This is a genomic window from Micromonospora sp. NPDC007208, from assembly GCF_042869175.1.
Taxonomy (GTDB): domain Bacteria; phylum Actinomycetota; class Actinomycetes; order Mycobacteriales; family Micromonosporaceae; genus Micromonospora; species Micromonospora foliorum.
In genome coordinates this window covers 710760-736747 of the sequence record NZ_JBIAFG010000001.1, presented here as the reverse complement: position 1 = coordinate 736747, position 25988 = coordinate 710760, and the positions used below count along the sequence as shown (strand labels likewise).

Annotated in this window: 26 protein-coding genes; 15 read left to right on the top strand and 11 right to left on the bottom strand. The window is 72.2% G+C overall.

What is annotated here, in order from left to right:
• Window positions 1-34 precede the first annotated feature (34 nt).
• Window positions 35-1633 (bottom strand): beta-N-acetylhexosaminidase, encoded by a 1599-nt coding sequence (locus tag ACFYL6_RS03205; RefSeq protein ID WP_387166695.1) that lies wholly within the window; start codon window positions 1631-1633, stop codon window positions 35-37.
• A gap of 213 nt (window positions 1634-1846) precedes the next feature.
• Between ACFYL6_RS03205 and zwf the strand changes: the two genes are divergently transcribed.
• The gene (zwf, locus tag ACFYL6_RS03200; protein ID WP_387166692.1) at window positions 1847-3226 is read left to right on the top strand and encodes a glucose-6-phosphate dehydrogenase; all 1380 of its coding nucleotides are present in this window, start codon (window positions 1847-1849) and stop codon (window positions 3224-3226) included.
• A 31-nt stretch (window positions 3227-3257) separates the two neighbouring features.
• Here the strand turns inward: zwf and ACFYL6_RS03195 are convergent, their stop codons facing one another.
• Window positions 3258-3935 (bottom strand): TetR/AcrR family transcriptional regulator, encoded by a 678-nt coding sequence (locus ACFYL6_RS03195; protein WP_387166854.1) that lies wholly within the window; start codon window positions 3933-3935, stop codon window positions 3258-3260.
• A gap of 104 nt (window positions 3936-4039) precedes the next feature.
• On the opposite strand from ACFYL6_RS03195, the gene ACFYL6_RS03190 reads away from it, so the two are divergent.
• The 3 genes from ACFYL6_RS03190 to ACFYL6_RS03180 all read left to right on the top strand — a co-directional run bounded on the left by ACFYL6_RS03190 (window position 4040) and on the right by ACFYL6_RS03180 (window position 7292).
• Window positions 4040-5467, top strand: a complete 1428-nt coding sequence (locus tag ACFYL6_RS03190) for a DHA2 family efflux MFS transporter permease subunit (protein ID WP_387166689.1) — start codon at window positions 4040-4042, stop codon at window positions 5465-5467.
• A 266-nt stretch (window positions 5468-5733) separates the two neighbouring features.
• Window positions 5734-7170 (top strand): OFA family MFS transporter, encoded by a 1437-nt coding sequence (locus tag ACFYL6_RS03185; protein WP_387166686.1) that lies wholly within the window; start codon window positions 5734-5736, stop codon window positions 7168-7170.
• On the top strand, window positions 7167-7292 hold the full coding sequence (locus ACFYL6_RS03180; protein ID WP_274527293.1) for a hypothetical protein: 126 nt from the start codon (window positions 7167-7169) through the stop codon (window positions 7290-7292). The genes ACFYL6_RS03185 and ACFYL6_RS03180 overlap by 4 nt, the downstream gene beginning before the upstream one ends.
• A gap of 68 nt (window positions 7293-7360) precedes the next feature.
• Here the strand turns inward: ACFYL6_RS03180 and ACFYL6_RS03175 are convergent, their stop codons facing one another.
• On the bottom strand, window positions 7361-8089 hold the full coding sequence (locus ACFYL6_RS03175) for an SDR family oxidoreductase (RefSeq protein WP_387166683.1): 729 nt from the start codon (window positions 8087-8089) through the stop codon (window positions 7361-7363).
• 87 nt (window positions 8090-8176) lie between these two features.
• Here ACFYL6_RS03175 and ACFYL6_RS03170 point away from each other — a divergent pair, with 87 nt between their 5' ends.
• The 3 genes from ACFYL6_RS03170 to ACFYL6_RS03160 all read left to right on the top strand — a co-directional run bounded on the left by ACFYL6_RS03170 (window position 8177) and on the right by ACFYL6_RS03160 (window position 10284).
• Entirely contained in the window at window positions 8177-9010 is an 834-nt protein-coding gene (locus tag ACFYL6_RS03170; protein WP_387166680.1) for a patatin-like phospholipase family protein, read from the top strand.
• A gap of 45 nt (window positions 9011-9055) precedes the next feature.
• Window positions 9056-9517: a peroxiredoxin gene (locus ACFYL6_RS03165; RefSeq protein ID WP_387166677.1), complete on the top strand. Its 462-nt coding sequence runs from the start codon at window positions 9056-9058 to the stop codon at window positions 9515-9517.
• A gap of 83 nt (window positions 9518-9600) precedes the next feature.
• Window positions 9601-10284, top strand: a complete 684-nt coding sequence (locus ACFYL6_RS03160; RefSeq protein ID WP_196923105.1) for a hypothetical protein — start codon at window positions 9601-9603, stop codon at window positions 10282-10284.
• 6 nt (window positions 10285-10290) lie between these two features.
• On the opposite strand, the gene ACFYL6_RS03155 is transcribed toward ACFYL6_RS03160, so the two are convergent.
• Window positions 10291-10743 (bottom strand): MarR family winged helix-turn-helix transcriptional regulator, encoded by a 453-nt coding sequence (locus tag ACFYL6_RS03155; RefSeq protein WP_387166674.1) that lies wholly within the window; start codon window positions 10741-10743, stop codon window positions 10291-10293.
• Window positions 10744-10839: 96 nt separating this feature from the next.
• On the opposite strand from ACFYL6_RS03155, the gene ACFYL6_RS03150 reads away from it, so the two are divergent.
• Entirely contained in the window at window positions 10840-11307 is a 468-nt protein-coding gene (locus tag ACFYL6_RS03150; protein WP_387166671.1) for a MarR family winged helix-turn-helix transcriptional regulator, read from the top strand.
• On the opposite strand, the gene eis is transcribed toward ACFYL6_RS03150, so the two are convergent.
• The 3 genes from eis to ACFYL6_RS03135 all read right to left on the bottom strand — a co-directional run bounded on the left by eis (window position 11298) and on the right by ACFYL6_RS03135 (window position 15082).
• The gene (eis, locus tag ACFYL6_RS03145; RefSeq protein ID WP_387166668.1) at window positions 11298-12488 is read right to left on the bottom strand and encodes an enhanced intracellular survival protein Eis; all 1191 of its coding nucleotides are present in this window, start codon (window positions 12486-12488) and stop codon (window positions 11298-11300) included. The genes ACFYL6_RS03150 and eis overlap by 10 nt on opposite strands.
• 165 nt (window positions 12489-12653) lie before the next feature.
• Entirely contained in the window at window positions 12654-13652 is a 999-nt protein-coding gene (gene cydB / locus ACFYL6_RS03140) for a cytochrome d ubiquinol oxidase subunit II (protein ID WP_387166665.1), read from the bottom strand.
• Between the two features lie 14 nt (window positions 13653-13666).
• Window positions 13667-15082 carry a cytochrome ubiquinol oxidase subunit I gene (locus tag ACFYL6_RS03135; protein WP_387166663.1) on the bottom strand — a complete coding sequence of 472 codons (1416 nt, stop codon included), beginning with the start codon at window positions 15080-15082 and terminating at the stop codon, window positions 13667-13669.
• A gap of 152 nt (window positions 15083-15234) precedes the next feature.
• Here ACFYL6_RS03135 and ACFYL6_RS03130 point away from each other — a divergent pair, with 152 nt between their 5' ends.
• The 4 genes from ACFYL6_RS03130 to ACFYL6_RS03115 all read left to right on the top strand — a co-directional run bounded on the left by ACFYL6_RS03130 (window position 15235) and on the right by ACFYL6_RS03115 (window position 19302).
• Window positions 15235-16002 (top strand): lysophospholipid acyltransferase family protein, encoded by a 768-nt coding sequence (locus ACFYL6_RS03130; protein WP_387166660.1) that lies wholly within the window; start codon window positions 15235-15237, stop codon window positions 16000-16002.
• Window positions 16003-16349: 347 nt separating this feature from the next.
• The gene (locus ACFYL6_RS03125; RefSeq protein WP_387166658.1) at window positions 16350-17117 is read left to right on the top strand and encodes a glycerophosphodiester phosphodiesterase; all 768 of its coding nucleotides are present in this window, start codon (window positions 16350-16352) and stop codon (window positions 17115-17117) included.
• Window positions 17118-17134: 17 nt separating this feature from the next.
• Window positions 17135-18529, top strand: coding sequence for an MFS transporter (locus tag ACFYL6_RS03120; protein ID WP_387166655.1), 1395 nt, complete (start codon window positions 17135-17137; stop codon window positions 18527-18529).
• Window positions 18530-18585: 56 nt separating this feature from the next.
• Window positions 18586-19302 carry a thymidine kinase gene (locus ACFYL6_RS03115; protein ID WP_112586966.1) on the top strand — a complete coding sequence of 239 codons (717 nt, stop codon included), beginning with the start codon at window positions 18586-18588 and terminating at the stop codon, window positions 19300-19302.
• Here the strand turns inward: ACFYL6_RS03115 and ACFYL6_RS03110 are convergent.
• Together ACFYL6_RS03110 and ACFYL6_RS03105 are read right to left on the bottom strand one after the other, a co-directional pair.
• Window positions 19269-20489, bottom strand: a complete 1221-nt coding sequence (locus ACFYL6_RS03110) for a low temperature requirement protein A (RefSeq protein ID WP_387166653.1) — start codon at window positions 20487-20489, stop codon at window positions 19269-19271. The genes ACFYL6_RS03115 and ACFYL6_RS03110 overlap by 34 nt on opposite strands.
• On the bottom strand, window positions 20476-20934 hold the full coding sequence (locus tag ACFYL6_RS03105) for a hypothetical protein (RefSeq protein ID WP_387166650.1): 459 nt from the start codon (window positions 20932-20934) through the stop codon (window positions 20476-20478). The genes ACFYL6_RS03110 and ACFYL6_RS03105 overlap by 14 nt, the downstream gene beginning before the upstream one ends.
• Before the next feature lie 147 nt (window positions 20935-21081).
• Between ACFYL6_RS03105 and ACFYL6_RS03100 the strand changes: the two genes are divergently transcribed.
• The 3 genes from ACFYL6_RS03100 to ACFYL6_RS03090 all read left to right on the top strand — a co-directional run bounded on the left by ACFYL6_RS03100 (window position 21082) and on the right by ACFYL6_RS03090 (window position 24413).
• Window positions 21082-22785 (top strand): acyl-CoA dehydrogenase family protein, encoded by a 1704-nt coding sequence (locus ACFYL6_RS03100; RefSeq protein ID WP_387166647.1) that lies wholly within the window; start codon window positions 21082-21084, stop codon window positions 22783-22785.
• 31 nt (window positions 22786-22816) lie between these two features.
• On the top strand, window positions 22817-23980 hold the full coding sequence (locus ACFYL6_RS03095) for a PQQ-binding-like beta-propeller repeat protein (protein WP_387166645.1): 1164 nt from the start codon (window positions 22817-22819) through the stop codon (window positions 23978-23980).
• 61 nt (window positions 23981-24041) lie between these two features.
• Window positions 24042-24413 (top strand): VOC family protein, encoded by a 372-nt coding sequence (locus ACFYL6_RS03090; protein ID WP_238658111.1) that lies wholly within the window; start codon window positions 24042-24044, stop codon window positions 24411-24413.
• A gap of 43 nt (window positions 24414-24456) precedes the next feature.
• Here the strand turns inward: ACFYL6_RS03090 and ACFYL6_RS03085 are convergent, their stop codons facing one another.
• Window positions 24457-25455: a tyrosine-type recombinase/integrase gene (locus ACFYL6_RS03085; protein WP_387166642.1), complete on the bottom strand. Its 999-nt coding sequence runs from the start codon at window positions 25453-25455 to the stop codon at window positions 24457-24459.
• Window positions 25456-25526: 71 nt separating this feature from the next.
• Complete coding sequence (locus ACFYL6_RS03080) at window positions 25527-25952, bottom strand: Hsp20/alpha crystallin family protein (RefSeq protein ID WP_387166851.1); 426 nt, start codon at window positions 25950-25952, stop codon at window positions 25527-25529.
• Window positions 25953-25988 lie beyond the last annotated feature (36 nt).

Genomic DNA, 25988 nt, shown 5'->3' with positions numbered 1-25988 from the left:
GGTGCCCACGAACAGCGTGCGAGGTGGGTACGGCTCAGAGCCAGGGCACCTGTGGGGACGGGTAGAAGTTGACCTGTTGCAGCCGCCAGCGGGGTCCCTGCTCCCCCAGCCGGGTCCGGAACGACTCCCAGTCGTGGCTGGCGGTGGTGGACCAGCCGAGTTCGGCGATGGCGGGCAGGCGGGGGAAGGCCATGTACTCGATGTCGTCGAGGGTGCGCAGCGTCTCGGACCACAGCGGGGCCTCGACGCCGAGGATGGCGTTCTCGCCGACGCCGGTGACCCGGGTGGCGGGGTCCCAGCCGTAGGCGTCGGACACCTCGATGAGGCCGGCCCAGCGCAGGCCGAGGCGGGTGTTGGCGTCGTACTTCATGTCCAGGTAGGACTTGTTCGCCGGGGACATGATGATTTTGTTACCGCGGGCGGCGGCCGCGGCGAGGCTGGCGTTGGTGGTGCCGGTGCCCCAGAACTGGGCGACGACGTCGGTGGACAGGTCGGCCTGGGTGATCTCGTTCCATCCGGAGGCGCGTTTGCCGTACTTCGCGACCAGGGGCAGGACCCGGTTCATGAAGGTGCGGTAGTCCTCGTCGGTGGTGGCGTGGGCTTCGTCGCCGCCGATGTGCAGGAATGGTCCGGGTGTGATGGCGGCGAGTTCGCGGATGACGTCCTCGACGAAGCGGTAGGTGAGTTCGTCGTTGATGCAGAGGGAGCTGTAGCCGACGGCGATGTCGGTGCGCGGGGGCGGTGCGACGCCGTCGCAGTTGAGTTCGGGGTACGTCGACTGGGCGGCGTTGGTGTGCCCGGGCATGTCGATCTCGGGGATGATCGTGATGTGTCGGGCGGCGGCGTAGGCGACGACGGCCTGGTAGTCGGCCTTGGTGAGGTATCCGGGGCCGACGCCGTCGACTCCGGTGCCGGGTCCGCCGCCGACGGTGGTGAGGCGGGGCCAGGAGTCGATCTGGATGCGCCAGCCCTGGTCGTCGGTCAGGTGCAGGTGCAGGTAGTTGATTTTGTACTGGGCGAGTAGGTCCACGTAGGCGGTGATGTCGTCGACGGTGTGGAAGTGCCGGGCGAGGTCGAGCATCGCGCCGCGGTAGGCGAAGCGTGGGTAGTCGACGATTCGTCCGCCGGGGACGGTCCAGGTGCTCCGCTGTCGGTCGGGTGCCTCGATCTCGGCGGGGAGCAGTTGGCGCAGTGTCTGGGTGCCGGCGAACAGCCCGGCGGGGGTGTTGGCGCGGATCGTCACGCCGCGGCGGGTGACGTCGAGTTGGTAGCCCTGCTGGCCGATGCGGTCGTCGGCGCCGCCGATGAGCAGGGCGATCTCGGGTAGCGGGGTGGAGCGGACGGGCAGGACGGGCAGGGGGTGGCCGGTGGCGGGGCGCAGTGTCGTGGCGAGTTGGTCGCCGATGCGCCGGGCGGCGGCTGAGCCGGGGGTGGTGCGGATGACGGTGAGGGGGGTGATCCGGAACGTGTTGTGCGCGTCGGGGCGGGTTTCGACAGGTGCGGGGATGACGTCGTCGAGCTGTCGGGCTGGTGTGGTGGGTGCCGCTGCGGAGGCGGGGGTGGCGGGCAGGATGAGTGGGAGTGCGAGTGCGGCTAGGGCCAGCAGCCGTGTGGTGGTGTGTCGGCGACGCACGGTACCTCCAGGCCTCGTCGTGATCGACCTTCGTCGATTAGAGTCGCAGGCTACCGGCGTTCCGCCTGTACTGTAAACCTTCCTTAACATAAGGGCTCGTCGAGACAGTGTTGTCGCCGACCTCACGTACGCCACACGCTGGGGAATTCTCGGAGTGGGTCGTGCCGTTGTCCGTTCGGAAGATCAGGTTCGGATGATCGAATGGGAAGTGCCATGCACGTGCGCTCAGACGCGGTAGTGCTGTTCGGCGTCACCGGAGACCTTGTCTCGAAGAAGCTGTTCCCGGCGCTGTACGAGTTGACCCGGCGCGACCGCCTCGACGTTCCGGTGATCGGCGTGGCCCGCTCCGCCTGGGATGATCAGCAGCTGGTCACCATGGCCCGCAAGTCGGTCACCGAGGCCGATGACGAGATCGACGACGAGACGTTCGACCGGCTGGCCGACAACCTTTCGATGATCTCCGGCAACTACGCCGACCCGACGACCTACCAACGGTTGGCTGAGCGGTTGCGCGACGCCGAGCGGCCGGTCTTCTACCTGGCGATCCCTCCGGCGGTGTTCGGCTCCGTCGTCGAGGGCCTGGCGGCCGTGGGTCTGGCCGACCGGGGTCGGGTGATCGTGGAGAAGCCGTTCGGGCGTGACCTGGAGTCCTCCCGCGAGCTGGAGCGCACGCTGGGCGCGGCCTTCGCGCCGGAGCGGGTGTTCCGCATCGACCACTACCTCGGCAAGGAAGCCGTCGAGGGCCTCTACGCCTTCCGGTTCGCCAACCGGCTGTTCGAGCCGCTGTGGAACAACGAGCACATCGACAACATCCAGGTGACCCTCGCCGAGGGTTTCGGCACGCAGGGCCGGGCCGGCTTCTACGACACGGTGGGCGCGACCCGGGACGTGCTGCAGAACCACATCCTGCAGGTCGTCGCGCTCATCGCGATGGAGGCGCCCGCCAGCGAGGACACCGCGGCGTTTCGGGAGGCGGAGGCCGCGGTGCTGCGGCAGATCGCCCCGCTGTCGCCGGAGTCCACCGTCCGTGGGCAGTACGCCGGTTACCGCGAGGAGCCGGGCGTGGCGGCGGACTCGAACACGGAGACGTTCGTGGCGACCCGGTTGACTGTCGACTCCCCCCGCTGGGCGGGCGTGCCCTTCTACCTGCGCACCGGCAAGTCGCTGCCGGGCACGGCGACGGAGGTAGTGGTCGAGTTCAAGCAGCCGCAGCGCTCGCTGATCCCCGCCGAGCGGGGCACGGCGACCGCGGCGAACCTCTTGCGCTTCCGCCTCGGCCGTGGTGACGGCATCACGATGTCGATCCAGGCGAAGAGCCCGGGTGCTGAGGTGGCGAGCCGTCCGGTGGATCTGTCCGTCGACTTCGGTTCGGCTCTCGGTCGTCGGCAGGAGGCGTACGAGCGGCTGCTCGACGACGCAATGGACGGGCAGCACCTGCGCTTCGCGCGGGCCGAGACGATCGAGCAGGAGTGGCGCATCGTCGAGCCGATCCTGGACCTGGCGGCGGCGGTGCAGTCGTACGAGAAGGGCAGTTGGGGTCCGGCGGACGCCGACGCGCTGGCCGGCGGCTGGCACCTGCCGGACCTGCGGTAGCGGCGGGCCGCACCGCTCGCGGGCGGTGGGGTCAGCCGGTGGTACGGGTCGCCGGGCGGATGCCGCGGATGCCGGCGACCGCGAACTCGATGCCCAGGTCGTAGTAGCCGTCTCGGTCCCCGCAGAGGGTGAGCGCGTCGGCGGCGGCGAGGACGTGCGGGAAACGCTGCGGCGCCAACGCCTGCAGCGCCGCCCGCTTGGCGCGGATGGCGTCGTCGCGGGTGTCCGGGTCGGTGCTGCCCATGGCGCCCGGTTCGGTGGCGACGAGCGTCACCAGGGAGCAGAGGGCCTGGCTGCCGATCTCGGTGGCCTGCTCCGGGGGGTAGCCCGCCCCGTCGAGCAGGGCGAGGATGCGCTCCACCAGGATCAGGCCCGGCTCGGACAGCAGGATGCGGGTGGGCACGAGCCCGGCGACCGTGGGGTGTGGGCGCAGCACGGCGAGGCAGGCGGCCAGGATGGCACGGACCTGCTCGTCCCAGGGTGCGGTGCTCGGCTCGGGCAAGCGGATGTCGGCGAGCAGGCGTGCGGCGAGCGCGTCGAGCAGGTCGCCCTTGTCCCGGAAGTGCCGGTAGAGCGCCATCGGGGTGACGCCGTGTTCCTGGGCCAGCCGCCGGATGGTGATCGCGGCCAGGCCCTCGGCGTCGGCGATGCGCAGCGCGCTCGTGACGATCGCGGTGGGGTCGAGACGCTGCGGGGTGTCCTTGCTCATACTGGCCACGAGGCCAGTGTACTACGTACACATCGACGTATACGTTGTAGATGTACGGCGTATACCGCGCTGTGCGTGACGTCTTCTCTCCCGATGGGGTAGGCATGCGACGTAGTCCCTGGGCAACTCTGGCGGTGCTGTCGGTGGCGCAGTTCATCGTCATCCTCGACGTGACGATCGTGAACGTGGCACTGCCCAACATCCAGACCGACCTGAGCTTCACCGCTGACGACCTGCAATGGGTGATCAGCGCGTACACCCTGCTCTTCGGTGGTTTCCTGCTGCTCGGCGGTCGCGCCGCCGACCTGCTCGGCGCCCGCCGGGTCTTCATCGCCGGCCTGGTGCTGTTCGGGGCGATGTCCCTGCTCGCCGGGCTCGCCACCTCGCCCGGCCTGCTGATCGCCGCGCGCGCCGTGCAGGGCCTGGGCGGCGCGTTGCTCTCCCCCGCGGCGTTGGCCATCCTCACCGTCACCTTCGCGCACGGACGGGAGCGCAACATCGCCATGGGCATCTGGGGTGCCCTCGCCGGGCTCGGCGGCACCCTGGGCGTGGTCGCCGGCGGCCTGCTCGTCGACGCGCTGAGCTGGCGGTGGGTGTTCTTCGTCAACGTACCCATCGTCATCGCGCTCGTGGCGATCGTGCCGACCTTCGTGGCGGCCGTGCGGCACTCCCAGCCCGGCCCCCGGACCTTCGACGCGCTCGGCGCGGTCCTCGGCACCACCGGCCTGCTCGCCGTCGTGTTCGGCGTGGTCCGGGCCGAGTCCGCCGGCTGGGGCTCGGCGCAGGTGCTCGCCACCCTCATCGGCGGGGTCGCGCTGCTGGCGGTCTTCGTCGGCGTCGAGGCGCGTTCGGCCGCGCCGCTGGTGCCGCTGCGACTGTTCCGCTCCCGGGCGCTGAGTGTCTCCAGTGGGGCGCTGGCGCTCAACGGCGCCGCGTTCCTGTCGATGTTCTTCCTCACCGCGATCTACCTGCAGCAGGTACGCGGCGCCTCGCCGCTGACCGCCGGCCTGCAGTTCCTGCCGATGGGCGCGACGGCCATCGCCGGCGCCGCCCTCGCCACCCAACTGGTGCACCGACTCGGCACCCGCACCCTGCAGATCGTCGGCGCGCTGCTCAGCGTGATCGGCCTGCTGCTGCTCAGCGGGGCGAGCGCCACCGGCTCCTACACCGGCGAGCTGCTGCCCGGCCTGCTGCTGTTCGGCCTGGGCATCACCACGCTGGGCGTACCCGCCCAGATCTCCGCGATCTCCGACGTCGAACACCATGAGGCCGGCGCCGCGTCAGGTGTGGTCACCGCCGTGTACCAGGTCGGCGGTGCCCTGGGGTTGGCCATCGTCACCACGTTGTCGGTCACCCACGTCACCGAGGCGCTCAGTCGCGGCGCCGGTCAGCAGCAGGCGCTTGTCGACGGGTTCCACCGTGGGCTGCTGATCGCCGCCGTCTTCGCGATCGTCAACCTGGTCATCTCGCTGGCCACCCCGCAACTGCGCCCCGACGCCGAGCGGGTCGCCGAGGCGGCGGTCGCCGCCTGAGCCGGCGCGCCGGAGGCCGGGACGCCACGCGCCGGCCTGCGGCGGCGGCATGATCGACCCGGTTTCCCGGCACGCCGGGGCGTACGGCCCGCCGTGACACCCCGGGTTTCAGGAAGCCGAGTCGATCACGCGCGCACCGGGCGGGCGCTGACTGACCGCTCAGCTCAGCGGAGCGACCGTCCGGCGACGGTGAGGTTTGCCGTTCACGACTGGTGTGGGCACGTTGTCTGCGACGTTTCTCGTCCTCATCGGAGAGGAAGCAGCGCATGCTTTCCGCACTCGATCGTCGGCACACCGTCGCGCCGCCCGGCTACAGCCGCTGGCTCATCCCCCCGGCGGCGTTGGCCATCCACCTCTGCATCGGTCAGGTCTACGCCACAAGCGTCTACAAGAACTCCCTGATCGCGCACTTCGACACCAGTCAGACGGCGATCGGGGTGATCTTCAGCATCGCGATCGTGATGCTCGGGTTGTCCGCCGCGGTCGCCGGGACGTGGGTGGAGGCGAACGGGCCGCGTAAGGCCATGTTCGTCTCCGCCTGTTTCTGGGCGGCGGGTTTCCTGGTGGGCTCGCTGGGCATCGCCACGAAGCAGCTGTGGCTGCTGTACCTGGGCTACGGGCTGCTCGGCGGCATCGGGCTGGGCATCGGCTACATCTCCCCCGTCTCCACCCTGATCAAGTGGTTCCCGGACCGGCCGGGGCTGGCCACCGGGTTGGCGATCATGGGGTTCGGTGGTGGGGCGATGGTCGCCTCTCCCCTGTCACGGCAACTGCTGTCGTTCTACGACGCCGGCTACGACCCGGCCAACGCGGGGTCGACGGCGTCGGGCAGCGCCCTGGTGTGGCTGTTCGTGACGCTCGGCCTGGGCTACTTCGTGATCATGATGTTCGGGGTGGCGAACGTGCGGGTGCCGGCGCAGGGCTGGCGGCCGGCCGGCTTCGACCCGGCCAGCGTGGCGGCGAAGCCGCTGGTCACCACGGCGAACGTGTCGGCGGCGAACGCGGTGAAGACCCGCTCGTTCTGGCTGCTGTGGGTGGTGCTGTTCTGCAACGTGACCGCCGGCATCGGCATCCTGGAGCAGGCCAGCCCGATGATCCAGGACTTCTTCCGCGACAACGGCACCTCGGCGGTGACCGTCGCGGCGGCCGGCGGGTTCGTGGGTCTGCTGTCGCTGTTCAACATGGCCGGCCGGTTCGCGTGGTCGTCCACCTCTGACGTCATCGGCCGCAAACCGATCTACCTGGTGTACCTGGGTGTCGGCATGGTGCTCTACGCGCTGCTGGCGCTGGTCGGGCAGACCTCGACGGCCCTGTTCGTGCTGTTGGCCTGCGTGATCCTGTCGTTCTACGGCGGTGGGTTCGCGACCGTGCCGGCGTACCTGCGGGACCTGTTCGGCACCTTCCAGGTCGGCGCGATCCACGGTCGGCTGCTGACCGCCTGGTCGGCGGCGGGGATCGCCGGTCCGCTGATCGTCAACGGGTTCCTCGACGCGCAGGGCGAGCCGGGCTCACTGACGGCCGCGGCGTACCGGCCGGCGCTGTTCACGATGGTGGGGGTGCTGGCCGTGGGCTTCGTGGCGAACCTGCTGGTGCGGCCAGTGCCGCAGCGCTACCACGAACCAGCGGCGGAACAGAACGCGGACGAGAACCGGGATCGGGACGTGGACGAGGACACGACGGCGCAGAGGAGTGGTACGCGATGAGCGAGGACAGCCGACCCGGGCAGCAGGCCCGGTTGTGGATCTCCTGGTTGGTGGTGGCGGCGCTGCTCGGCTACGGGGTCGCGCAGACCGTGATGACCGCGGCGAAGCTGTTCACCCACTGAGCCGGATCCGGCGGTCTCCGACCGCGTGAAACGCCCGGCGGTCTCCGACCGCGTGAGTGGACGCGTGGTCAGAGGCCGCCGGCGACCCGCAGCACGGTCCCGGTGGCGTACGAGGCGTCCGGGCCGAGCAGCCAGGCGATGGCGGCGGCGATCTCGTCGGGTTCGCCGGCACGGCCCAGCGGGATCCGACCGACGGCGGATTCGGCGCGGTCGGGCACCCCGGAGTCGGCGTGGATGTCGGTGCGCACGATGCCGGGAGCCACTGCGTTGACCCGGATGCCCTTCGGGGCGAGTTCCTTGGCCAGGCCGACGGTGAGGGTGTCGGTGGCGGCCTTTACGGCGGCGTAGTGCACGTACTCCCCCGGGCTGCCGAGGGTCGCGGCGGCCGACGAGACGTTGACGATCGCCCCGCCGTCGGTGAGCCGCCGGGCGGCCTGCTGGGCGCAGAGGACGTAGCCGACGAGGTTGACGTCGACGACCCGGCGCAGGTCCTCGACGCGCAGCTCGGTGAAGGGCCCGATCAGGCTGGTGACGCCGGCGTTGTTGACCAGGCCGGTGAGCGGGCCGAGTTGAGCGGCAGCGTCGAACAGGGCGTGCACCTGCTCGGGGTCGGTGGTGTCGGCGCGTACCGCGATGGCCTGGGCGCCGGCGGCCCGCAGGTCGGCCAGGACGGCGGTGGCGGCGGCCTCGTCGCGGCGGTAGCACAGGGCGACGTGGTGACCGGCGGCGGCGAGCCGGCGGGCGGTGGCCGCGCCGATGCCCCGGCCGCCGCCGGTGATGACGGTGACGGGTGCCACGGTGCCTCCCGGCGGTCTGACGGCTGCGCGATCCTCGTGCCGACGCTACCGTGACCGGCGCGGGGCGGTCGTCGAGAGGAGAGTCACATGCAGCGGGCGTTGGTGCTCGGCGGTGGCGGGGTGACCGGGGTGGCCTGGGAGTTGGGGCTGCTGGCCGGGCTGGTCGAGCGGGGCGTGCCGGTCACCGAGGCGGACCTGGTGGTGGGCACGTCGGCGGGTTCGGTGGTCGGCGCGCAGGTGTGCTCCGGGTTGCCCGTCGAGCGTTTCTACGCCGAGCAGTTGGCGCCGCCGTCGAGTGAGCTGGCGGCACGGTTGGGCTTCGCGACACTGGCGCGGCTGATCTGGGCCGGTGGCCGGACCCGTGACGCGGTGCGCTCGCGGGCGCGGATCGGGGCGATGGCGGTGGCGGCGCGTACCCCGTCGGAGGCGTCGCGACGTGCGGTGATCGAGGCCCGGCTGCCCGACCGGGAGTGGCCGCGGCGGCGGCTGCTGGTCACGGCGGTGGACGCGTCGTCCGGTGAGTTCGTGGTGTTCGACCGCGACAGCGGGGTGTCCCTGGTGGACGCGGTGGGCGCGAGTTGCGCGGTGCCCGGGGTGTGGCCGCCGGTGACGATCGGCGCGCGCCGCTTCGTCGACGGTGGGATGCGCTCGACGGTGAACGCGGACCTGGCGGCGGACGCGCGCAGCGTGCTGGTGCTCGCGCCGACGTCGGCGGCGTTCGGGCCGATGCGACGGCTGGCGGCGCAGGTGGACGCGTTGCGGGCGGCCGGGTCGCGGGTGGTGGTGCTGACTCCGGACGCGGCGGCGCGCACGGCGATCGGCCGTAACGTGCTGGACCCGGCGCGGCGGGCGGGCGCGGCGCGGGCCGGGCGGAGCCAGGCCGACGTGGTGGCCGACGAGGTGGCGGCGCTCTGGGCGTGATCGCTTACGCTCACCGCGCGGTCGATCAGACGACGGAGGTGCGCGGTGGCGGGTGTGGGTGTCGGTGACGTGGTGCAGGATTTCGAGCTGCCGGATGAGACGGGCACGCCGCGGCGGCTGTCGGAGCTCCTGGCGGCCGGGCCGGTGGTGCTGTTCTTCTACCCGGCGGCGATGACCCGGGGGTGCACGGCGGAGAGTTGCCACTTCCGCGACCTCGCGGCGGAGTTCACGGCGCTGGGCGCGACGCGGGTGGGCATCAGCCGCGACCCGGTGGCGAAGCAGGCCGAGTTTTCCAAACTGCACGGCTTCGACTATCCGCTGCTGTCGGACACCGACGGCGCGGTGGCGCAGCAGTTCGGGGTCAAGCGGCGGGTGCCGTTGGGGCCGTTGAGCATGAAGCGGATGACCTTCGTGATCGGCACTGACCAGCGTGTCATCGAGGTGATCCACAGCGAGGTCAGCATGAACGAGCACGCGGACCGGGCGCTGCGGGCACTGGGCGGCTGAGCGGGCGTGAACCCCGTGCGGCGGGTGTCGCAGCCGGCTGGTATCAAGACAGCAATCAAACAGGTGTACGGAAGAGGGTTGTGATGGATGCCGGCCAGGGTTTGTCCACTAGCGAGGTGCAGAGCATCCGGGAGGCGTTGGCGGCCGGGCGCAAGCCGCGGGTGGTGTTCACCGCGGCGGCGGGGCAGATCGCCGGTCAGGTCGGTCAGGTGATCGAGCTGACCGACCCCGAGGTGTCCGACGAGTTCGTGGTGGTGCGCTTCGGCCGCGACGAGCTGCCGTTCTCCCCCGCCGACCTGGCCGTGGCGCCCAAGGGCGTCACTCGTCGGGTGGTGGAGCCGAAGCCGGAGCCCGAGCCCGAGCCGCCCGCGGTGGCCGCGCCGGAGTTCGTGTTGGACACGCCGCGGGTGCCCGCGCAGCGACAGGAGGAGCCGAAGGTGGAGCAGACGGAGAAGCCGCCGGCGCGGCGGGCGGTCAAGGCCGTCAAGCCCAAGGGCCCCGCCGGTCTCACCGTCACCCTGGCGTACGCCGACGGTGAGTGGACCGTCGCGGCGCAGCAGGGCAGCAAGGCCCTGGCGAAGCCGTACGTGGTGAAGCCTGCGGAGGCGTTGAAGATGGTGGCCCTGGTCGACGTGCCGGGGGTGCAGGAGGCGGTGGAGCAGATCCTTGGCACCGAGCGGGCCGAGGCGGAGCAGCAGGCCGAGAAGCTGCGCGCCGAGTTGGCCGAGATCGAGGCCCGGTTGGCGGAGTTGCGCGAGGCCCGCTGAGGCGGGTCAGTGCCGGCTGTGGTGCTGCACCAGTCGGGTGAGCAGTCGCGTCAGCTGCTCGCGTTCGCTGGCGGACAGCGGGGCGAGCAGGTCGGCTTGGACGCGTTCGAGGGTCGCGCCCATCCGGCGGGCCTCGTCGGCGCCGGCGTCGGTGGCGCTGATGACGTTGCGGCGGCGATCGGCCGGGTCGGGGGCACGTACCACGAGCCCTCGGCCGGCCAGGTCGTTGATGGCGGCCACCACGTCGCTGCGGTCGATGCCGCAGCGCCGGCCGAGGTCGGCCTGGCTCGCTGGCCCGTCCTCGGCCAGGGTGGCGAGCAGCCGGTAGTGGTAGCCGCGCAGGTCGTGCGCGGCGAAGCCCTCGCTGAGCAGACGGGCGGCGTGACTGGCGCTCTGGTTGAGCAGCCAGCTCGCTGTGGTGCTGAGCCCGGCGGGTGACTGCGGGGCCGCGTGGTCCATGGGCGCAGCCTACCAGGAATCGTTGGCGCGACCCACGATCGGGTGTTACGTTGGTGCGACCAACGTTGGTTGAGCCAACGTATTGAAGGAGGCGTCATGTCCACCGTCCCCACCCTCAACGGCCAGGTCATCGGCCAGGCCCACTACGCCACCCGGGCTCTGCTGGAACAGGCCACCGCTCCCCTCGGCGTCGATTTCACGCAGGTGGTCGCCCTCAACGTCCTCGCCAACGGCCCGGTCGAACCCGCGCCACTCACCCAGCGGATCACCAGCACGCTCAAGGTCGACGAACCGGAGGTGCAACGGGTGCTCGCCACCCTCGTCGAGGCGAACCTCGCCCAGGTCGACCACGACGCCGACGCGCCACGGCTGCGGCTCACCGACGCCGGCCACACCGTGCAGGCCCGCATCGCCGACGCCGTCGCGGACATCAGCGCCCGCCTCTACGCGGGCATCCCCACCGACGAGGCGAGCGCCGCGGCCCGGGCGCTCACCCTGGTCACCCAGCGCGCGAACGCCGAACTGGCCGCGACCCGCGTGCGGGGTCCGGTCGGTCAGAAGTAGTCGAGCAGCTGCGCCGGGCCGCCCACGCCCAGCAGGTCGAGAGCGGCCGGGTCGGCACCCGGGCTGTGGTGCAGCAGGCCGGCCTGTGCGACCGACCGGGCCCGCGCCGCCCCTGCGTACAGCAGCGCGAAACCGCGGACGTCCAACCGCAGGTCCGCCTCGCCGTCGATGCGGGTCAACTCGGCGGCGCCATCGGCGACGGTCAACCGCCAGGTGCCGCTGTTCCACTCGGCGAGCGGGTCGGTCAGGTGGAAGTCGACGGCGCCCCGGGCGTGGGCGGGCCACCCCCGCGCGCTCACCGCGCGGGCGACGTCGACCGGTCGGTGCATCCACAGGTCCCGCTCGTGGTCACGCGCCGCCTCCAACGGCAGGACGGTGCTGACGGCGTCGCCGTTGAGCGGGCACAGCCGCAGCGTCGGCGCGACGCTGGCCCAACTGGCGAGCACCCCGACGAGCTCCCGGGCGGCCTCGGCGGTGACGGCCAAGGCCTCGTCAACGGTGAGCACCGAGTCGGCGCCGTAGCCCCGGCCCCGCTGCCAGGTGGCGTAGCCGACGAGCTCACCGTCGGCCTCGACGAGGGTGACCCCGTCGCCGGGCAGGCCCCGGTCGGCGGTGTCGAACAGCTCACCCCGGCGGGTCAGCATGCCGTTGCGGTGGCGGGCGACCCGCTCGTACAGGTCGGCGACGGCCGGCAGGTCGGCGGGCGTACCGGCCCGGACGGTGAGGTGCGACGCGGGCCGGTGCCGAGGCAGCGCGGCGGTGGCGAGGTCGACGGTGCGCAGCACCCCGGCGGCCTCCCACCCACAGGCCCGGTAGGGGGCGGCGACTGTCGGGTAGAGCGCGCTGATCGCCGCCCCACGATCGCGGGCGCCCCGCAGCAGCGCGGTGAGCAGGGCGCGCGCCACACCCCGACCACGGGCCTCGGGTGCCACGGCCACCCCGGCCACGTCGGCGGCCGGCACCGCCCGCCCGGACCACCACTGGTCGTGGTGCAGGTCGACGGCCTTGCCGACGAGCCGACCGGCGTCGTCGAACGCGCCGTAGCGGGTCCGGCCGGGCGCCGCCGCGGACGCGGGCGTGGCCGGGGGCTGCGGGTCGGAGCCGAACGCGAACCGGCCCAGCTCCCAGGCGGCGTCGAGGTCGTCGGCGGTGAGTTCGCGTACGTGCACGGTGGCGGGCATCGGCACACCGTAGCGAGACGTGTCCCCACCGACAGCCGATTTACCCCGGCATGATCAACTCGGCCCCCGATCTTGCAGTTTCTGTCGCGGCATAGGGGGCATTCCACGCATCACGGCGACCGAAACTGCAAGATCGGCGGGGGCGCCGACCCCGCACCTCGGCGGTCAGTGCTGCGGGATGTTGGCGACGCCGATGCGCTTGCGGAACACCCAGTACGTCCACCCCTGGTAGGCCAGCACCACCGGAGTGAAGATCACCGCCACCCAGGTCATGATCTTCAGGGTGTACGGGGTGGACGCGGCGTTGGTGGCCGTCAGCGTGCCGGCCGCGTCCAGGGTGGAGGGCAGCACGTTCGGGAACAGCGCCGCGAACAGGGTCGCCACGGCCAGGCCGATCGCCACGGCGGTGCCGGTGAACGCCCAGCCCTCCCGGCGTACCCGGGCGGCGGCCAGAGCGCCGAGCAGGGCCAGGGCCGCGCCGACGGCGAGCACGACGGCGGCCGCGCTGGAGCGGATGGTCAGCGTCCAGGTCAGGAACGCGACCGCGAGCACGGCGGCGCCGACGCCCAGGCGCACCGCGAGGGCGCCCGCGCGTTCGCGGATGTCGCCGGTGGTCTTCAGGGCGAGGAACACGGCGCCGTGGGTGAGGAACAGCGCGAGGGTGGTCGCGCCGCCCAGCAGGGCGTACGGGTTGAGCAGGTCCAGCAGGCCGCCGACGTACTCGTGGTCGGCGTCCAGTGGCACGCCGCGCAGGATGTTGGCGAAGGCGACGCCCCACAGGATCGCCGGCAGCAGCGAGCCGACGAAGATGGCGGCGTCCCAGCGGCGTTTCCAGGACGCCTCGGGGCGCTTGTGGCGGTACTCGAAGGCGACCCCCCGGGCGATCAGGGCCAGCAGGATCAGCAGCAGCGGCAGGTAGAAGCCGGAGAAGAGGGTGGCGTACCACTCGGGGAACGCGGCGAACATGGCGCCACCGGCGGTGATCAGCCACACCTCGTTGCCGTCCCAGACCGGGCCGATCGTGTTGATCAGGACGCGGCGTTCCCGGTCGTCGCGGCCGAGCACGGGCAGCAGCATGCCGACGCCGAAGTCGAAGCCCTCCAGGATGAAGTACCCGGTGAACAGCACGGCGACGAGGAGAAACCAGATGGTGGTCAGTTCCACGATGGGCTCCGGGGTCAGTAGGCGAAGGCGAGCGGGCGCTCGGCGTCGTCTTGGGTGTCGTCGATGGGAGGCTCTTCGCTGACGTCGGGCACGCCGGCCTTGGCGTACCGCAGCAGCAGCTTGACCTCGATCACCGCGAGGGTGGCGTAGATCAGCGTGAAGGCGGTGAAGGAGGTGAGCACCTCGGCGAGCGAGACGCTGCGGGACACCCCGTTGCGGGTGAGCATCTCGCCGAAGACGATCCACGGCTGGCGGCCCATCTCGGTGAAGATCCAGCCGAACGAGTTGGCCAGCAACGGCAGCACCGGCATGGCCAGCCCGGCGCGCAGCAGCCACTTGCTGCTCGGGGTGCGGCCCTTGCGCTGGGTCCAGAGCACCAGCAGGGCGATCGCGCCGGCCGCCATCCCGAAGGCGATCATGAAGCGGAAGCTCCAGTAGGTGACCGGGATGATCGGGGTGTAGCTGCCCGCCCCGTACTGGGTGGCGTACTGGGCCTGCAGGTCGTTGATGCCGTGCACGGTGCCGTTCGGGTCGCCGGTGCCCAGGTACGACAGCAGGTACGGGATCTTGAGGGCGAACACCTCGCGGGTGCCGTCCAGGCTGCCGATGGTGAGCACGGAGAACGAGGCGGGGCTCTCGGTGGTGTAGAGGCCCTCGGCGGCGGCCATCTTCATCGGCTGCACGTCCGTCATGATCTTGCCCTGGATGTCGCCGGTGAACAGCACGGCGGCGGACGCGACCAGGACCACCCAGGAGCCGAACTTGGTGGCGAAGCGGTACGCGCCGGTGTCGGCGGAGTCGCGGTTGCGGATGACGTGCCACAGGCCGACCGCGACGATCAGCGACCCGGCGACCAGGAACGAGCCGGCCAGGGTGTGCGGGAAGGTGATCAGGGCGACCTTGTTGGTCAGCACGGCCGGGAAGTCGGTCAGCTCGGCGCGTCCGCTGTCCGGGTTGATCCGGTAGCCGACCGGGTTCTGCATGAACGAGTTCGCCGCGAGGATGAAGTACGCGCTGAGGTTGGTGCCGATCGCGGCGGCCCAGATGCTGGCCAGGTGCGCCCGCTCGGGTAGCCGGTCCCAGCCGAAGATCCACAGGCCGATGAAGGTGGATTCGAGGAAGAACGCGACAAGCGCCTCGATGGCCAGGGGTGCGCCGAAGACGTCGCCGACGAAGCGGGAGTAGTCGCTCCAGTTCATGCCGAACTGGAACTCCTGCACGATGCCGGTGACCACACCCATGGCAAAGTTGATCAGGAACAGCTTGCCGTAGAACTTGGTGAGCTTGAGATAGCGCTCGTTGCCGGTGCGGTGCCACATCGTCTGCAGGATGGCCACCAGCACGGAGAGGCCGATGGTCAGCGGCACGAAGAGGAAGTGGTAGACGGTGGTGACACCGAACTGCCAGCGGGCAACGTCCAACGCGTCCACCTGAAAACCCCCAGCCATTCGTACTACGAGACGTAGTAAATACTACTGCTCGTCGTAGAAGGTTGGCCGTCCCGCACTCTCCCGGGACCAATGACCCTGATCACCCGACCCGCCCTCGCGGCACCGCTGGCGCGTGCGACGATGGCGCGCTGATGAACACCTCCACCTGGCAGCCGCCGCTGCTCTGGCGCGCGGCCCTCCTGCTGGCCCGGGGCCTGGTCGGCTTGCTCGCCCGCCTCGTGGTCACCGGCGACGTCCCGGCGCACCTGCGTCGCGGCCCGCTGGTGCTGGCCGCCAACCACATCAGCCCGTTCGACCCGGTGGTCATGGCCGCCGCCTGCCAGACCCGCGGCATCGCCCCGCGGATCATGGCGACCGCCGGACTGTTCCGCGTCCCGGTGTTCGGCGCCGCCATGCGCCACGCCGGGCACATCCGGGTCGACCGGGGCACCAGCGCCGTGCACCGGGCCCTCGACGACGCCGCCACGGCCGTCGCCCTCGGCTCGGTGATCCTCATCTACCCCGAGGGCCGCATCGGCCTGGACCCCGGCCTGTGGCCCGAACGCGGCAAGACCGGGGCCGCCCGACTCGCCCTGGCCTGTGGCGCCCCGGTCGTCCCGGTCGCCCAGTGGGGCTCGCACGAGGTGCTGCCCTACCAGGCGCCCCGCGGAATGCTGCGCGGCATCGCGCGCTCACTGTGGCGCCGGCCGGTGATCCGGGTGCACTTCGGCACGCCCGTCGACCTGGGTGAGACGACCGCCGCCAGCCCCGGCGCCCCCCGCCGGGCCACCGACCGGATCATCGACGCGCTCACCGACAACCTGGCCCCGCTGCGCCCCGACGAGCCGGACCTGCCCCGCCACGTCGACCCCGGCCGCCCCACCGACCCCAGCCGAACTCACCGCCGCCGGTCGAACTGAGCCACCGCGGCGCGTCCGGTCCGCTGATTCCAGTGTGATCATGTGATGGTGAGCAGTTGCCAGGGCCCTATCTGACCTGCTGGCCGTCATGTGATCACTCACCGTCTTTGCTGCTGTGTCTGAGGGGCGGCTGGGGGCGAGGGACGGCCGGGTTGTCCTTTGCTCTGCACCCGCGGGTGCGACGGCTACGGTCTGCGACCGGGGCGTATTGGGGTGCAGAGCAAAGGGGGCAGCCTGTGGCCTGTGCACCCCTTCACGCCGGCAGGCCACCGCACGGGCAGCCGGTGATCAAGGGAATCTCCCCGCCGGCCACCCGCCGGCCACCAACCGCGGGCATACTGCGTCGCGTGTTGACCCGATTCGGCTACCTCGACGCACCCGCGCCGCTGGCGTTCGCCCACCGTGGCGGCGCCGCCGAGGGCGACGAGAACACCACCGAGGCGTTCGCCCGGGCCATCGGGCTGGGTTACCGGTACGTGGAGACCGACGTGCACGCCACCGCGGACGGCGTGGCAGTGATCTTCCACGACCCGACGCTGCACCGGGTTACCGGTGAGGCGGGGCGCATCGCCGAGATGAGCTGGGCCGACCTCGCCTCGGTACGCGTCGGCGGCGCTGCGGTCGTACCCCGGCTCGACGAGGTGTTGGGGGCGTGGCCGCAGGTCCGCTTCAACATCGACGTGAAGGCCGACGGCGGCGTGGAGCCGACGGTCGCGACCGTGACCCGGGTCGGCGCCGCCGACCGGGTGCTGCTCGCCTCGTTCAGCGATGCCCGGCTGACCCGGCTGCGGGCGCTCACCGAGGGACGGGTCGCCACCAGCCTGGGTATGCGCGGCGTCGCCCGGCTGCGGCTGGCGTCCCTGCACGGGCGTCCGCTGCGGCTGCCGCCGTCGGTGGTCGCCGCGCAGGTGCCGCCGCGCTACGGGCGGGTACCGGTGGTGGACCGTCGGTTCCTCGACTACTGCCACCGCATCGGCCTGCAGGTGCACGTCTGGACGATCGACGAACCAGCCCAGATGCACGAGTTACTGGATCGTGGGGTGGATGGCATCATGACCGATCACGTCGGCGTGCTGCGCGACGTCTACCGCAGCCGCGGCCACTGGGCCGCCTGAGCGTCGAAGGACCCCCGATGGCCGAGACCGTGACCCCCACGGTGGACGACACCCCGCCTCCGGCGAGCACTCGCCGGGAGCGGCGCGGCTGGTACATCTACGACTGGGCCAACTCGGCGTTCCAGACCACGGTCATCACGGTGTTCCTGGGCCCGTTCATCACCACCGTCGCCGAGCTGGCCGCCGGTTGTGAGTTGGGCGCGGACACCTGCGACGGGTACGTGCACCCGCTGGGCATCCGGGTGGCGGCCGGTTCCTACTACCCGTACCTGATCTCGCTGTCGGTGTTCCTCACCGTGTTCGTGCTGCCGGTGATCGGGGCGATCGCCGACCGGTCGGCGCACAAGAAGCGTCTGCTCGGCGGTGCCGCGTTCACCGGCGCCGGCGCGACCATCGCGATGATCTTCGTCACCGGCGACCGTTACCTGCTCGGTGGGGCGCTCTTCCTGGTCGCCAACATCTCCTTCGGCGCGGCCGTCGTGGTCTACAACTCGTTCCTGCCGCAGCTCGGCGGCCCGGACGAACGCGACGGCATCTCCAGCCGCGGCTGGGCGCTGGGCTACCTGGGCGGCGGTCTCCTGCTGGCGTTCAACCTGGTCGCGGTCACCCTGTTCAGCGAGGACGACAACCCGCAGCGCACCCTGGACCTGGCCCGCTGGTCGATCGTCTCCGCCGGGGTGTGGTGGGCGGTGTTCACCCTGGTGCCACTGCGTTGGCTGCGGGAACGCCCCAGCGCGGCGGTGGCGCTGGCCCGGCGGGGCAACGTGCTCACCGACGGGTTCCGGCAGCTGGGCCGCACCCTGCGGGAGATCAAGGCGTACCCGTTGACGCTGTTCTTCCTGCTGGCGTTCCTGGTCTACAACGACGGCATCCAGACCGTCATCACCCTGGCCAGCCAGTACGGCACCGAGGAACTGCGTCTGGAACAGAGCACCCTGATCATCACCATCCTGCTGGTGCAGTTCCTCGCCTTCGGGGGCGCGTTGAGCCTCGGCGCGTTGGCCCGGCGCATCGGCGCCTGGAAGACCGTGCTGCTGAGCCTGGTGCTCTGGACCGGTGTGATCATCGGCGCGTTCCGGCTGCCGGCCGAGGCACCGGTGCCGTTCATGGTCCTCGGCGCGGCCATCGGCCTGGTCCTCGGCGGCAGCCAGGCGCTGAGCCGGTCGCTGTTCAGCCAGCTCATCCCGGCCGGCAAAGAGGGCGAGTACTACGGCTTCTACGAGATCAGCGACAAGGGCACCAGCTGGCTCGGCCCGCTCGCCTTCGGCCTGGTGTTCCAACTCACCGCCTCGTACCGGGTGGGCCTGGTCTCACTGCTGATCTTCTTCGTGGTCGGGTTCCTGCTCCTGGCCGCCGTACCGATCCGCCGTGCCATCGTGGCCGCGGGTAACACGCCACCCCGGGTGCTCTGAGCACGCGTCCCGCGCCCGACCGATCCGCGCCGGTCAATGGGCTAGGCTGCCCGACCGTGACCGACGACGCCGCCACCGCCCCGACCTGCCTGGCCCACCCGTTCCCCGGCCAGCCACACGCCCCGGCCGGGTGCGCGGCCGCGCGCGGGCTCGACGGGCGTCCGGTGCACGCGGCGGCGTTGAAGTTCTTCTGGGGGCCGATGGACTGCGGCAAGTCCACGATGGCGTTGCAGATGAACTACAACCACGCCCGGCAGGGCCGGCGCGGGCTGGTCACCACCCGTATCGACCGGTCGCTGGGACCGCAGGTCACCACCCGTATCGGCCTGGCCCACGAGGCCATCGAGGTCACCGACGACCTGGACCTGCGGGCCCTGGTGCGCGGCCGGTGGGCCGACGGGGTACGCGTCGACTACCTGATCTGCGACGAGGCGTGCTTCTACACCGTCGAGCACGTCGAGCAGATGGCCGAGTTGGTGGACAGCTACGACGTCGACGTGTTCGCGTTCGGCCTGGCCACCGACTTCCGGTCGCGGCTGTTCCCCGCCGCGCAACGCCTGTTCGAGCTGGCCGACGAGGTGGCCCGCATCCAGGTCGAGGTGCTCTGCTGGTGCGGCCGCGAAGGGCTGCTCAACGCCCGGGTCGTCGACGGGCGGGTCGTCCGTGAGGGCGCCCAGGTCGTCATCGGCGACACCGTCGACACCGCCGAGGTGCGCTACCAGGTGCTCTGCCGCCGGCACTACCGCAGCGGCGACCTCGGCCCCCGCGACTGAGACGCCCGTTCCCGGGTCACCCGGTCGGCCAGGATCACGGCGACCGTCACCGCCACCGCCACCGTGGCGCACGCCGCGACCGGCACTCCCAGCCCGACACACAACGGGATCAAGGCCAGCAACAGCAGCACCGCCGCGATCCGGCTGGTCGGCAGGGTCCGCCACAGCACCGCCTTGTAGCCGGCGTGCCCGGCCAGGAACAGCGCCGGGCCGCCCAGGGTGAACAGCGCGGCGACTGTGCTGGCGGGGGCACCGGGTTGGCGCAGGAGCAGCTCATCGCCCGCCGAGGTGACGATGATCCCGGCCACCATCACGGGGTGCAGGTAGTTGAACGCCAGCCGACCCAACGCGCCGGTGCGCTCACCGGCGCGCGCGATGACCTCCGCTGCCGCCGGGGCCGACCGGGCGAAGTACACCCACCACAGCGCCACCGAACCGGCGAACGCCAGTACGAACGCACCGACCATCCTCGGGTCCAGGTGCTGCGCGAGTGTGCTCCCGGTGACGAGGATCGACTCGCCCAGGGCGATGAGGATGAACGCCTGGCACCGCTCCGCCAGGTGCCCGCCCTCCACCATCCACCGCTCGGCGGGGCTACGGCCCAGACCGGGCACCGGGAACCCGGCCGACAGGCCGACCACCTCGATCACGATCGCCGCCGCCCACAGCGTCTCCTGGAAGGCGCCACCGACCACGGCGCCGAGCACCACGAGCAGCGACGTTCCGACGAACCACGGCAGCGTCTTCTGGAACCCGTCGACCAGCCACGGCTGGCCCTGCACCGCCCAGATCGCGAACCCGGTGCGGCCCACCTGCAACGTCGCGTAGACCAGCGCGAAGACCAGCCCGGCGCCGGCGAACGCCTCGGGGATCGCCGCCGAGAGCAGCAGACTGCCCAGCATCAGCGCTATCAGCAGGGCCCGCACCGGTGCCTGGTCGGGTCGCAGCCAGTTCGTCCCCCAGGCGGTGTAGATCCACACGAACCAGACCAGGGCCAGCAGGAGCGCGGTGCGTGCAGCGCCACGCCAGTCCGGGTGCGCGATCAGATAGTGCGCCAACTGGGTGGTGGTGAAGATGAAGACCAGGTCGAAGAAGAGCTCCATCGACGTGGTGGGCTCCACCCCCCGACGCTCGCGCAGCAACCAGGGCCGCTTCGGGCGGACGGCCGGGGCCTCAGAAGGGGTCACCGCACACCCGCCAGTTCCCGTCCTCGCGGACCACCGGCAGGCGACGTTCCTCGCTGAGCCCGCCGTCGCGGGTCACCTTCACGGTCACCGTGCCGTGCGGTCGTCCGCTGCGGGTGGCAACCGACACGTCGGTGATCTCGTAGTCGGTGACCATCGGCGGCGTCCGCACCCAACTGGTGAAGCCGATCGCGCTCCACCGGCTGCGCGCGTCCTCGCAGAGCCGCTCGTACGCCCGGTCGCTGTCGCCCAGGGTCACCTCGTTGAGGAAACCGTCGGCGGTCTCCCGGATCGGGCCGGCGGCCTGCCGAACGGTCTGCAGGTTCCAGGCGCCCAACCCGGCCACCCCCACGCAGCACAGCGCCACGCCGAACCCGGCGAACGCCAACCCGGTGCGCATCGGGCGGTGCCGTCGGGCCGGTCGGCTCCACGGCTGGCCCGCACCCACGACTACCGACCGTAGAGAACACGCTCGCTCCGACGGGCGACAAGCCGGAAACTCGGTGCGCCCGATGGGCGGGTGTGCCCTGTTCGCGGTGGCCCCGCATCGTCTACCGTCGGCGCACACCCCCCGAGCAGTGCCAGGAGTCGATCGATGAGCCGCTTCGTGCAGCCGGTACCACCCCCCGTCGACCCGTACGCCGGCGATGGCCTGCTGCGGTCCTGGCTGGAGCGTCACCTCGGCCCGGGCGGGCACGCCGCCGCGAAGGGCCGCCTCGCCGACCTGGCCGCCGATGTCACCGGGCCGCTGCGTGCGGCGCACGCCGACGCGGAGGCGCACCCGCCGACGCTGGTCCGCTACGACCCGTGGGGTGCCCGGATCGACCGCATCGACACCTCCGCCGGCTGGCAGGCCCAGCGCGCCGCCGCCGCCCGACACGCCGTGGTAGCGCTGCCCTACCTGCCGGACGCCCGGGGCACCTGGGGCGCCGCCGCGCGGGTCGTGCAACACGCCCTGCTGCACCTGTACGGGCCGGAGTCGGGGACGTTCTCCTGCCCGGTGGCGATGGCCGACGGGGCGGCGGCGCTGCTCAGCATGCCCGAGGTCGACGCAGCGGTCCGCGACGCGTGGTTGCCCCGGCTGATCTCCACGGACCCGGCCACGGCGATCACCAGCGGGCAGTGGATGACCGAGTCGCAGGGCGGTTCCGACCTGGGCCGCTCCAGCACGCTCGGCCGACCCGCGGCGGACGGTTCGTGGCGGCTGACCGGGGAGAAGTGGTTCTGCTCCGCCGCCGACGCGGCGATGGCGGTGGCGCTGGCCCGGCCGGAGGGCGCCGGGCGGGGCAGCCGGGTCCTCGCGCCGTTCCTCGTTCCCCGGTACGCGGTCGACTCACCGCTGGCCGACGGCGCGGCGCCGGGCGCACCCGCACCGGGTGTCACCGTGCACCGCCTCAAGGACAAGCTCGGCACCCGGGCGCTGCCCACCGCCGAGATCGGCCTGCGCGACGCGTACGCCCTTCCGCTGGGTGACCCGACGGTGCCCGGTCTGGTCCGGGCGATGACCCTGGTCGTGGTGACCCGGGTGCACAACGCGGCGGCGGCGGCCGGCGGGATGCGACGGGGCCTGGCCTACGCCCGCGCGTACGCCGAGGTGCGGCACGTCGCCGGCGGCCCGCTGGTGTCCTCGCCGCTGCACCGGGCCACCCTGGGCACCCTCGCGGTCGACGCGGCGGGCGCGTTCGCCCTTGCCGGGCACGCCTTCGCCCTGCTCGGTCGGGTGGAGGTCGGCGCCGACCCGGAGGCCGCGGCGGAGCTGCGCATCGTGGCGCCGTTGGCGAAGCTGGCCACCGGTCGGCTCGCCGTCAGCTCCGCCAGCGAGTACCTGGAGAGCTTCGGTGGGGCCGGCTACGTGGAGGACACCGGCGTGCCCCGGCTGTTGCGCGACGCCCAGGTGCTGCCGATCTGGGAGGGCACCACCAATGTGCTGGCCCTGGATGTGCTGCGCGCGCTGACCCGGGAGGACGCCGGGGCGCCGCTGCTGAGCCGGCTCGCCGCCGCCGTCGACCTGGCTCGGCCGCTGTCGCCGGTGCTGGCCGACACCCTGGCCACCGCCGCCGCGCAGTTGGCGGAGACCATCAGCGCGGTGACCCTCGACCCGGGTGCGTCGACGGTGCTCGCGGGCGCCCGTGGTCTGGCGTTGCGCCTGGCGTACGCGCTGACCACCGCGTTGCTCGTCGAGCACGCCGCGTGGGGTGACGAGCAGGCGGAGTTGGCCGCCCGGCTGTGGGCGCGCCGCTGGCTGCGGCACGAGGAGATCGCCGAGGACGCCCACCACCACCTCGACCTGCTCTGCTGACCGGCCGACGCGAGCGGACGGGTGGGCGCCCATGTCGGTGCTGATCGAGCTGGGTGACGACCGGGGCGCGCCCCTGGACGAGCGCCGGCCACCGCCGCAGGTGTCCCGCCGCTGGCGGGTGGCGGTGCTGGTGGCGGTCTGTGCGCTGCTCGGCGGTGCCGCCCCGGCCGCGCGCCTGACGCCCCAGGTCGGGCCGGCGGTACCCGCCCGGGCGACAGTGCTCGGCGCGGGGCCGCTGCTACTGGTCGTCGACCCCGACGCGAACCCGCCGACGCTGAGCGCGTACGACTCGGCCGCGCCGGCCGGGCCGCCAAGGTGGCGGGTGCCGGTGCCGCCCGCCTCCGGCTGGTCCGCCGAGGTAGCCGGCGACCTGTTGCTGTTGGTCGAACGCGACCAGGCGCGCGGGGCGCGGGTGACCACCGCGCGGTCGGTGCGTACCGGCCAGCCGGTGTGGCGGCGACCCGAGCGGGTGTACGCGGCCGGGAACGCGGCGGTCGCGGTGAGCGAGGTGCGCAGCGCCTCCGAACCGGGACGGCGGGTCGAGGGCACGGTGCACGGCGTCGACCCGGCCACCGGCGCGACCCGGTGGTCGGTTCCGCTGCCCTCCACGGCGGTGCTGCGGGCGCTGCCCGGGCGGGTGCTGCTGGTGCAGGACGACGGGCTGGCCCGGCTGCTCGACGCCCGCGACGGCACCGAGCGCGGGCGGGGACAGCTTCCGCCGGCGGACTACGGCCCGGACAACCCGCAGGTCGTCGGCGCGCACCTGGTGCTGCGTCACCCGAGCGGCGGCGCGGTGGCGCTGACCGGGTACGACCTGCCCGGGCTGGCACCGCGCTGGCGGGCGCCCGCGCCGCCGGGTGAGTTGACGCTGCGGCCCTGCCAGGGCCTGATCTGCGGCCAGGACGAGCAGGGACGCTGGGCGATCGACGCGGGCACCGGGGCACGGGTGTGGACGTGGCCGGCCGGAGCGCGCTGGCGCACCGTGGCTGGCCCTCGGGTCGCCACGGAACCCCTGGTGGTGCTGGGGATGGCGGCGGACGGCAAGCGCTCCCTGGTCGCGACGGTGGGACGTGACGGTCGTCGGGTGTCCGGGGTGCTTCCGGCGGGTCTGACCGACTGCCGACGGGTCGGCGCCGGGCTGATCTGCCGCGACGGCACGGCCCGCGTGACGTTCTGGCCCCTAGACGCTTCCTGACCTCCACTCGGGGCGAGTGTCACGGGCCGGAGTTGTCGGGCCTCGGCGGCATACTGCCGGCGTGACAGCTTCTGCCGACCTCGCGATGGTCAACCTCGACAGTTCCGATCCCGCCGGCCACGCCGCGTTCTACCACGAGGCGCTGGGCTGGGAGGTCACCCACAGCCAACCGGAGTACGCGATGATCAGCTCCGGTGGCGTCTCGATCGGCTTCGGCCTGGTCGAGGGTTATCGGCCGCCCTCCTGGCCGGACCAGAGCGGCGACAAGCGCTACCACCTGGATCTTTACGTCGACGACCTGGCGGCGGCGGAGGAGAAGTTCGTCGCCGCGGGCGCGTCGAAGCCGGCCTTCCAGCCCGGTGGTGAGCGGTGGGTGGTGCTTCTCGACCCGATCGGGCAGCCGTTCTGCATCTGCCCGCGTCCGCAGGGTTGACGCTGCCCACGCTGGTCAGCCACGACGACGCCGCCTGGGCTGCTCAGCCGCGACGACGCGACCGGGCCGCCCACACCGCGTAGGCCGGGTCGCGGTCGAGGTTGTGCCGGTCCCGGTCGTAGCGGCGGGTGGTGCGCGGGTCGGCATGCCCCATGGCGTCCTGCACGTCCTCCAACGGCACGCCCTCCGAGCGGGCCGTGGTGGCGAAGGCGTGCCGCAGCGAGTGCGGGGACAGCTTCGCCCAGGCCGGGATGCCGGCGGCGCGGGCGAGCCGACGGACCATCCGGAACACCGAGTGCCGGTCCAGTCGGGCGCCGCTGGCGGTGACCAGCAGCGGGCCGGTGAGCTGCGGCACCGGCACCCCGGTGGTGGCGGCCCGCTGGGCCAGGTAGGCGTCCAGGGCGTGCCCGGTGCCGGGGGTGAGGGCGCGGCGACGTTGTTTGCCGCCCTTGCCGACGAAGCGCACGCTGCGGTGGCCGCGTTCGGTGCCGAGGTCGGTCAGGTCCAGCGAGATCAGCTCCCCGACCCGCAGACCCAGGTCGGCGAGCAGCGCGAGCGCCGCCCGGTTGCGTACGGCTGTCGCGCCGGTGTCCGCGTCGGCGGCGCTGAGTAGGGCGTCCACCTCCTCGGGGGTGAGCCCGACGGTGGCGGAGTGGTCCCGGTCGACGCGGGGGCGGTCGGCGCCGGAGACCGGGTTGGCCGGCACAGCGCCCAGTTTGACCAGGAAGTCGTACCAACTGGACAGCGCCGAGAGCCGGCGCGCGACGGTCGCCGGGGTCAGTGGGCGGCCGCTGCGGGCGCCGACGCTGCTCTCCAACGCGCGGGCGTACTCGTTGACGTGCAGGAACGTGGCCTTCAGCGGGTCCAGGTCGCGGCCGGCGCACCAGCGGAGCCAGCCGGTGACGTCGCGTCGGTAGGCGTCGCGGGTGTGCTCGGACAGCCGCCGGTTGCGCAGCCACGCCTCGGTGACCTCGACCGGCCCGCTCGGCAACGCCGGTGGCGTGGACGGGCGGACGAGCACCGGAGCGTCGGAGAACACCATGTGAAAAAGGCTCTCAGCCTCGGGTGGGATCGGCGTGCAGGCGCGCCGGTCCCACCCGTCACCGTGTCGGATCAGGCGTTGATCTCTCGGCGGGAGGCGCCGTTGGACTGGATGGTCACCCGGCGGGGCTTGGCGCGCTCGGCGACCGGGATGCGCAGCGTCAGCACCCCGTTCTCGTAGCCGGCCTCCAGCTTGTCGGTGTCCAGCGTGTCGCCGAGGAACAGTCGCCGGGTGAAGGTGCCCATCGGGCGTTCGGCGGCGACCAGTTCGACGCCGTCGCCGGCGGGTCGGCGACGCTCGGCGCGGACGGTGAGCACGTTGCGCTCGACGGTGCAGTCGATGCTGTCCGGATCGACGCCGGGCAGGTCGAACGCGGCGTAGAAGTGGTCGCCGTCGCGGTAGGCGTCCAGGTGCATCGTCGCGGGACGGGCCGCCGTACCGAAGAACTGCTCGGCGAGCCGGTCGATCTCGCGGAACGGGTCGGTACGCATCAACATCGTCATGCCTCCTCGGTTCTCCTGGCCGAAGGTGAT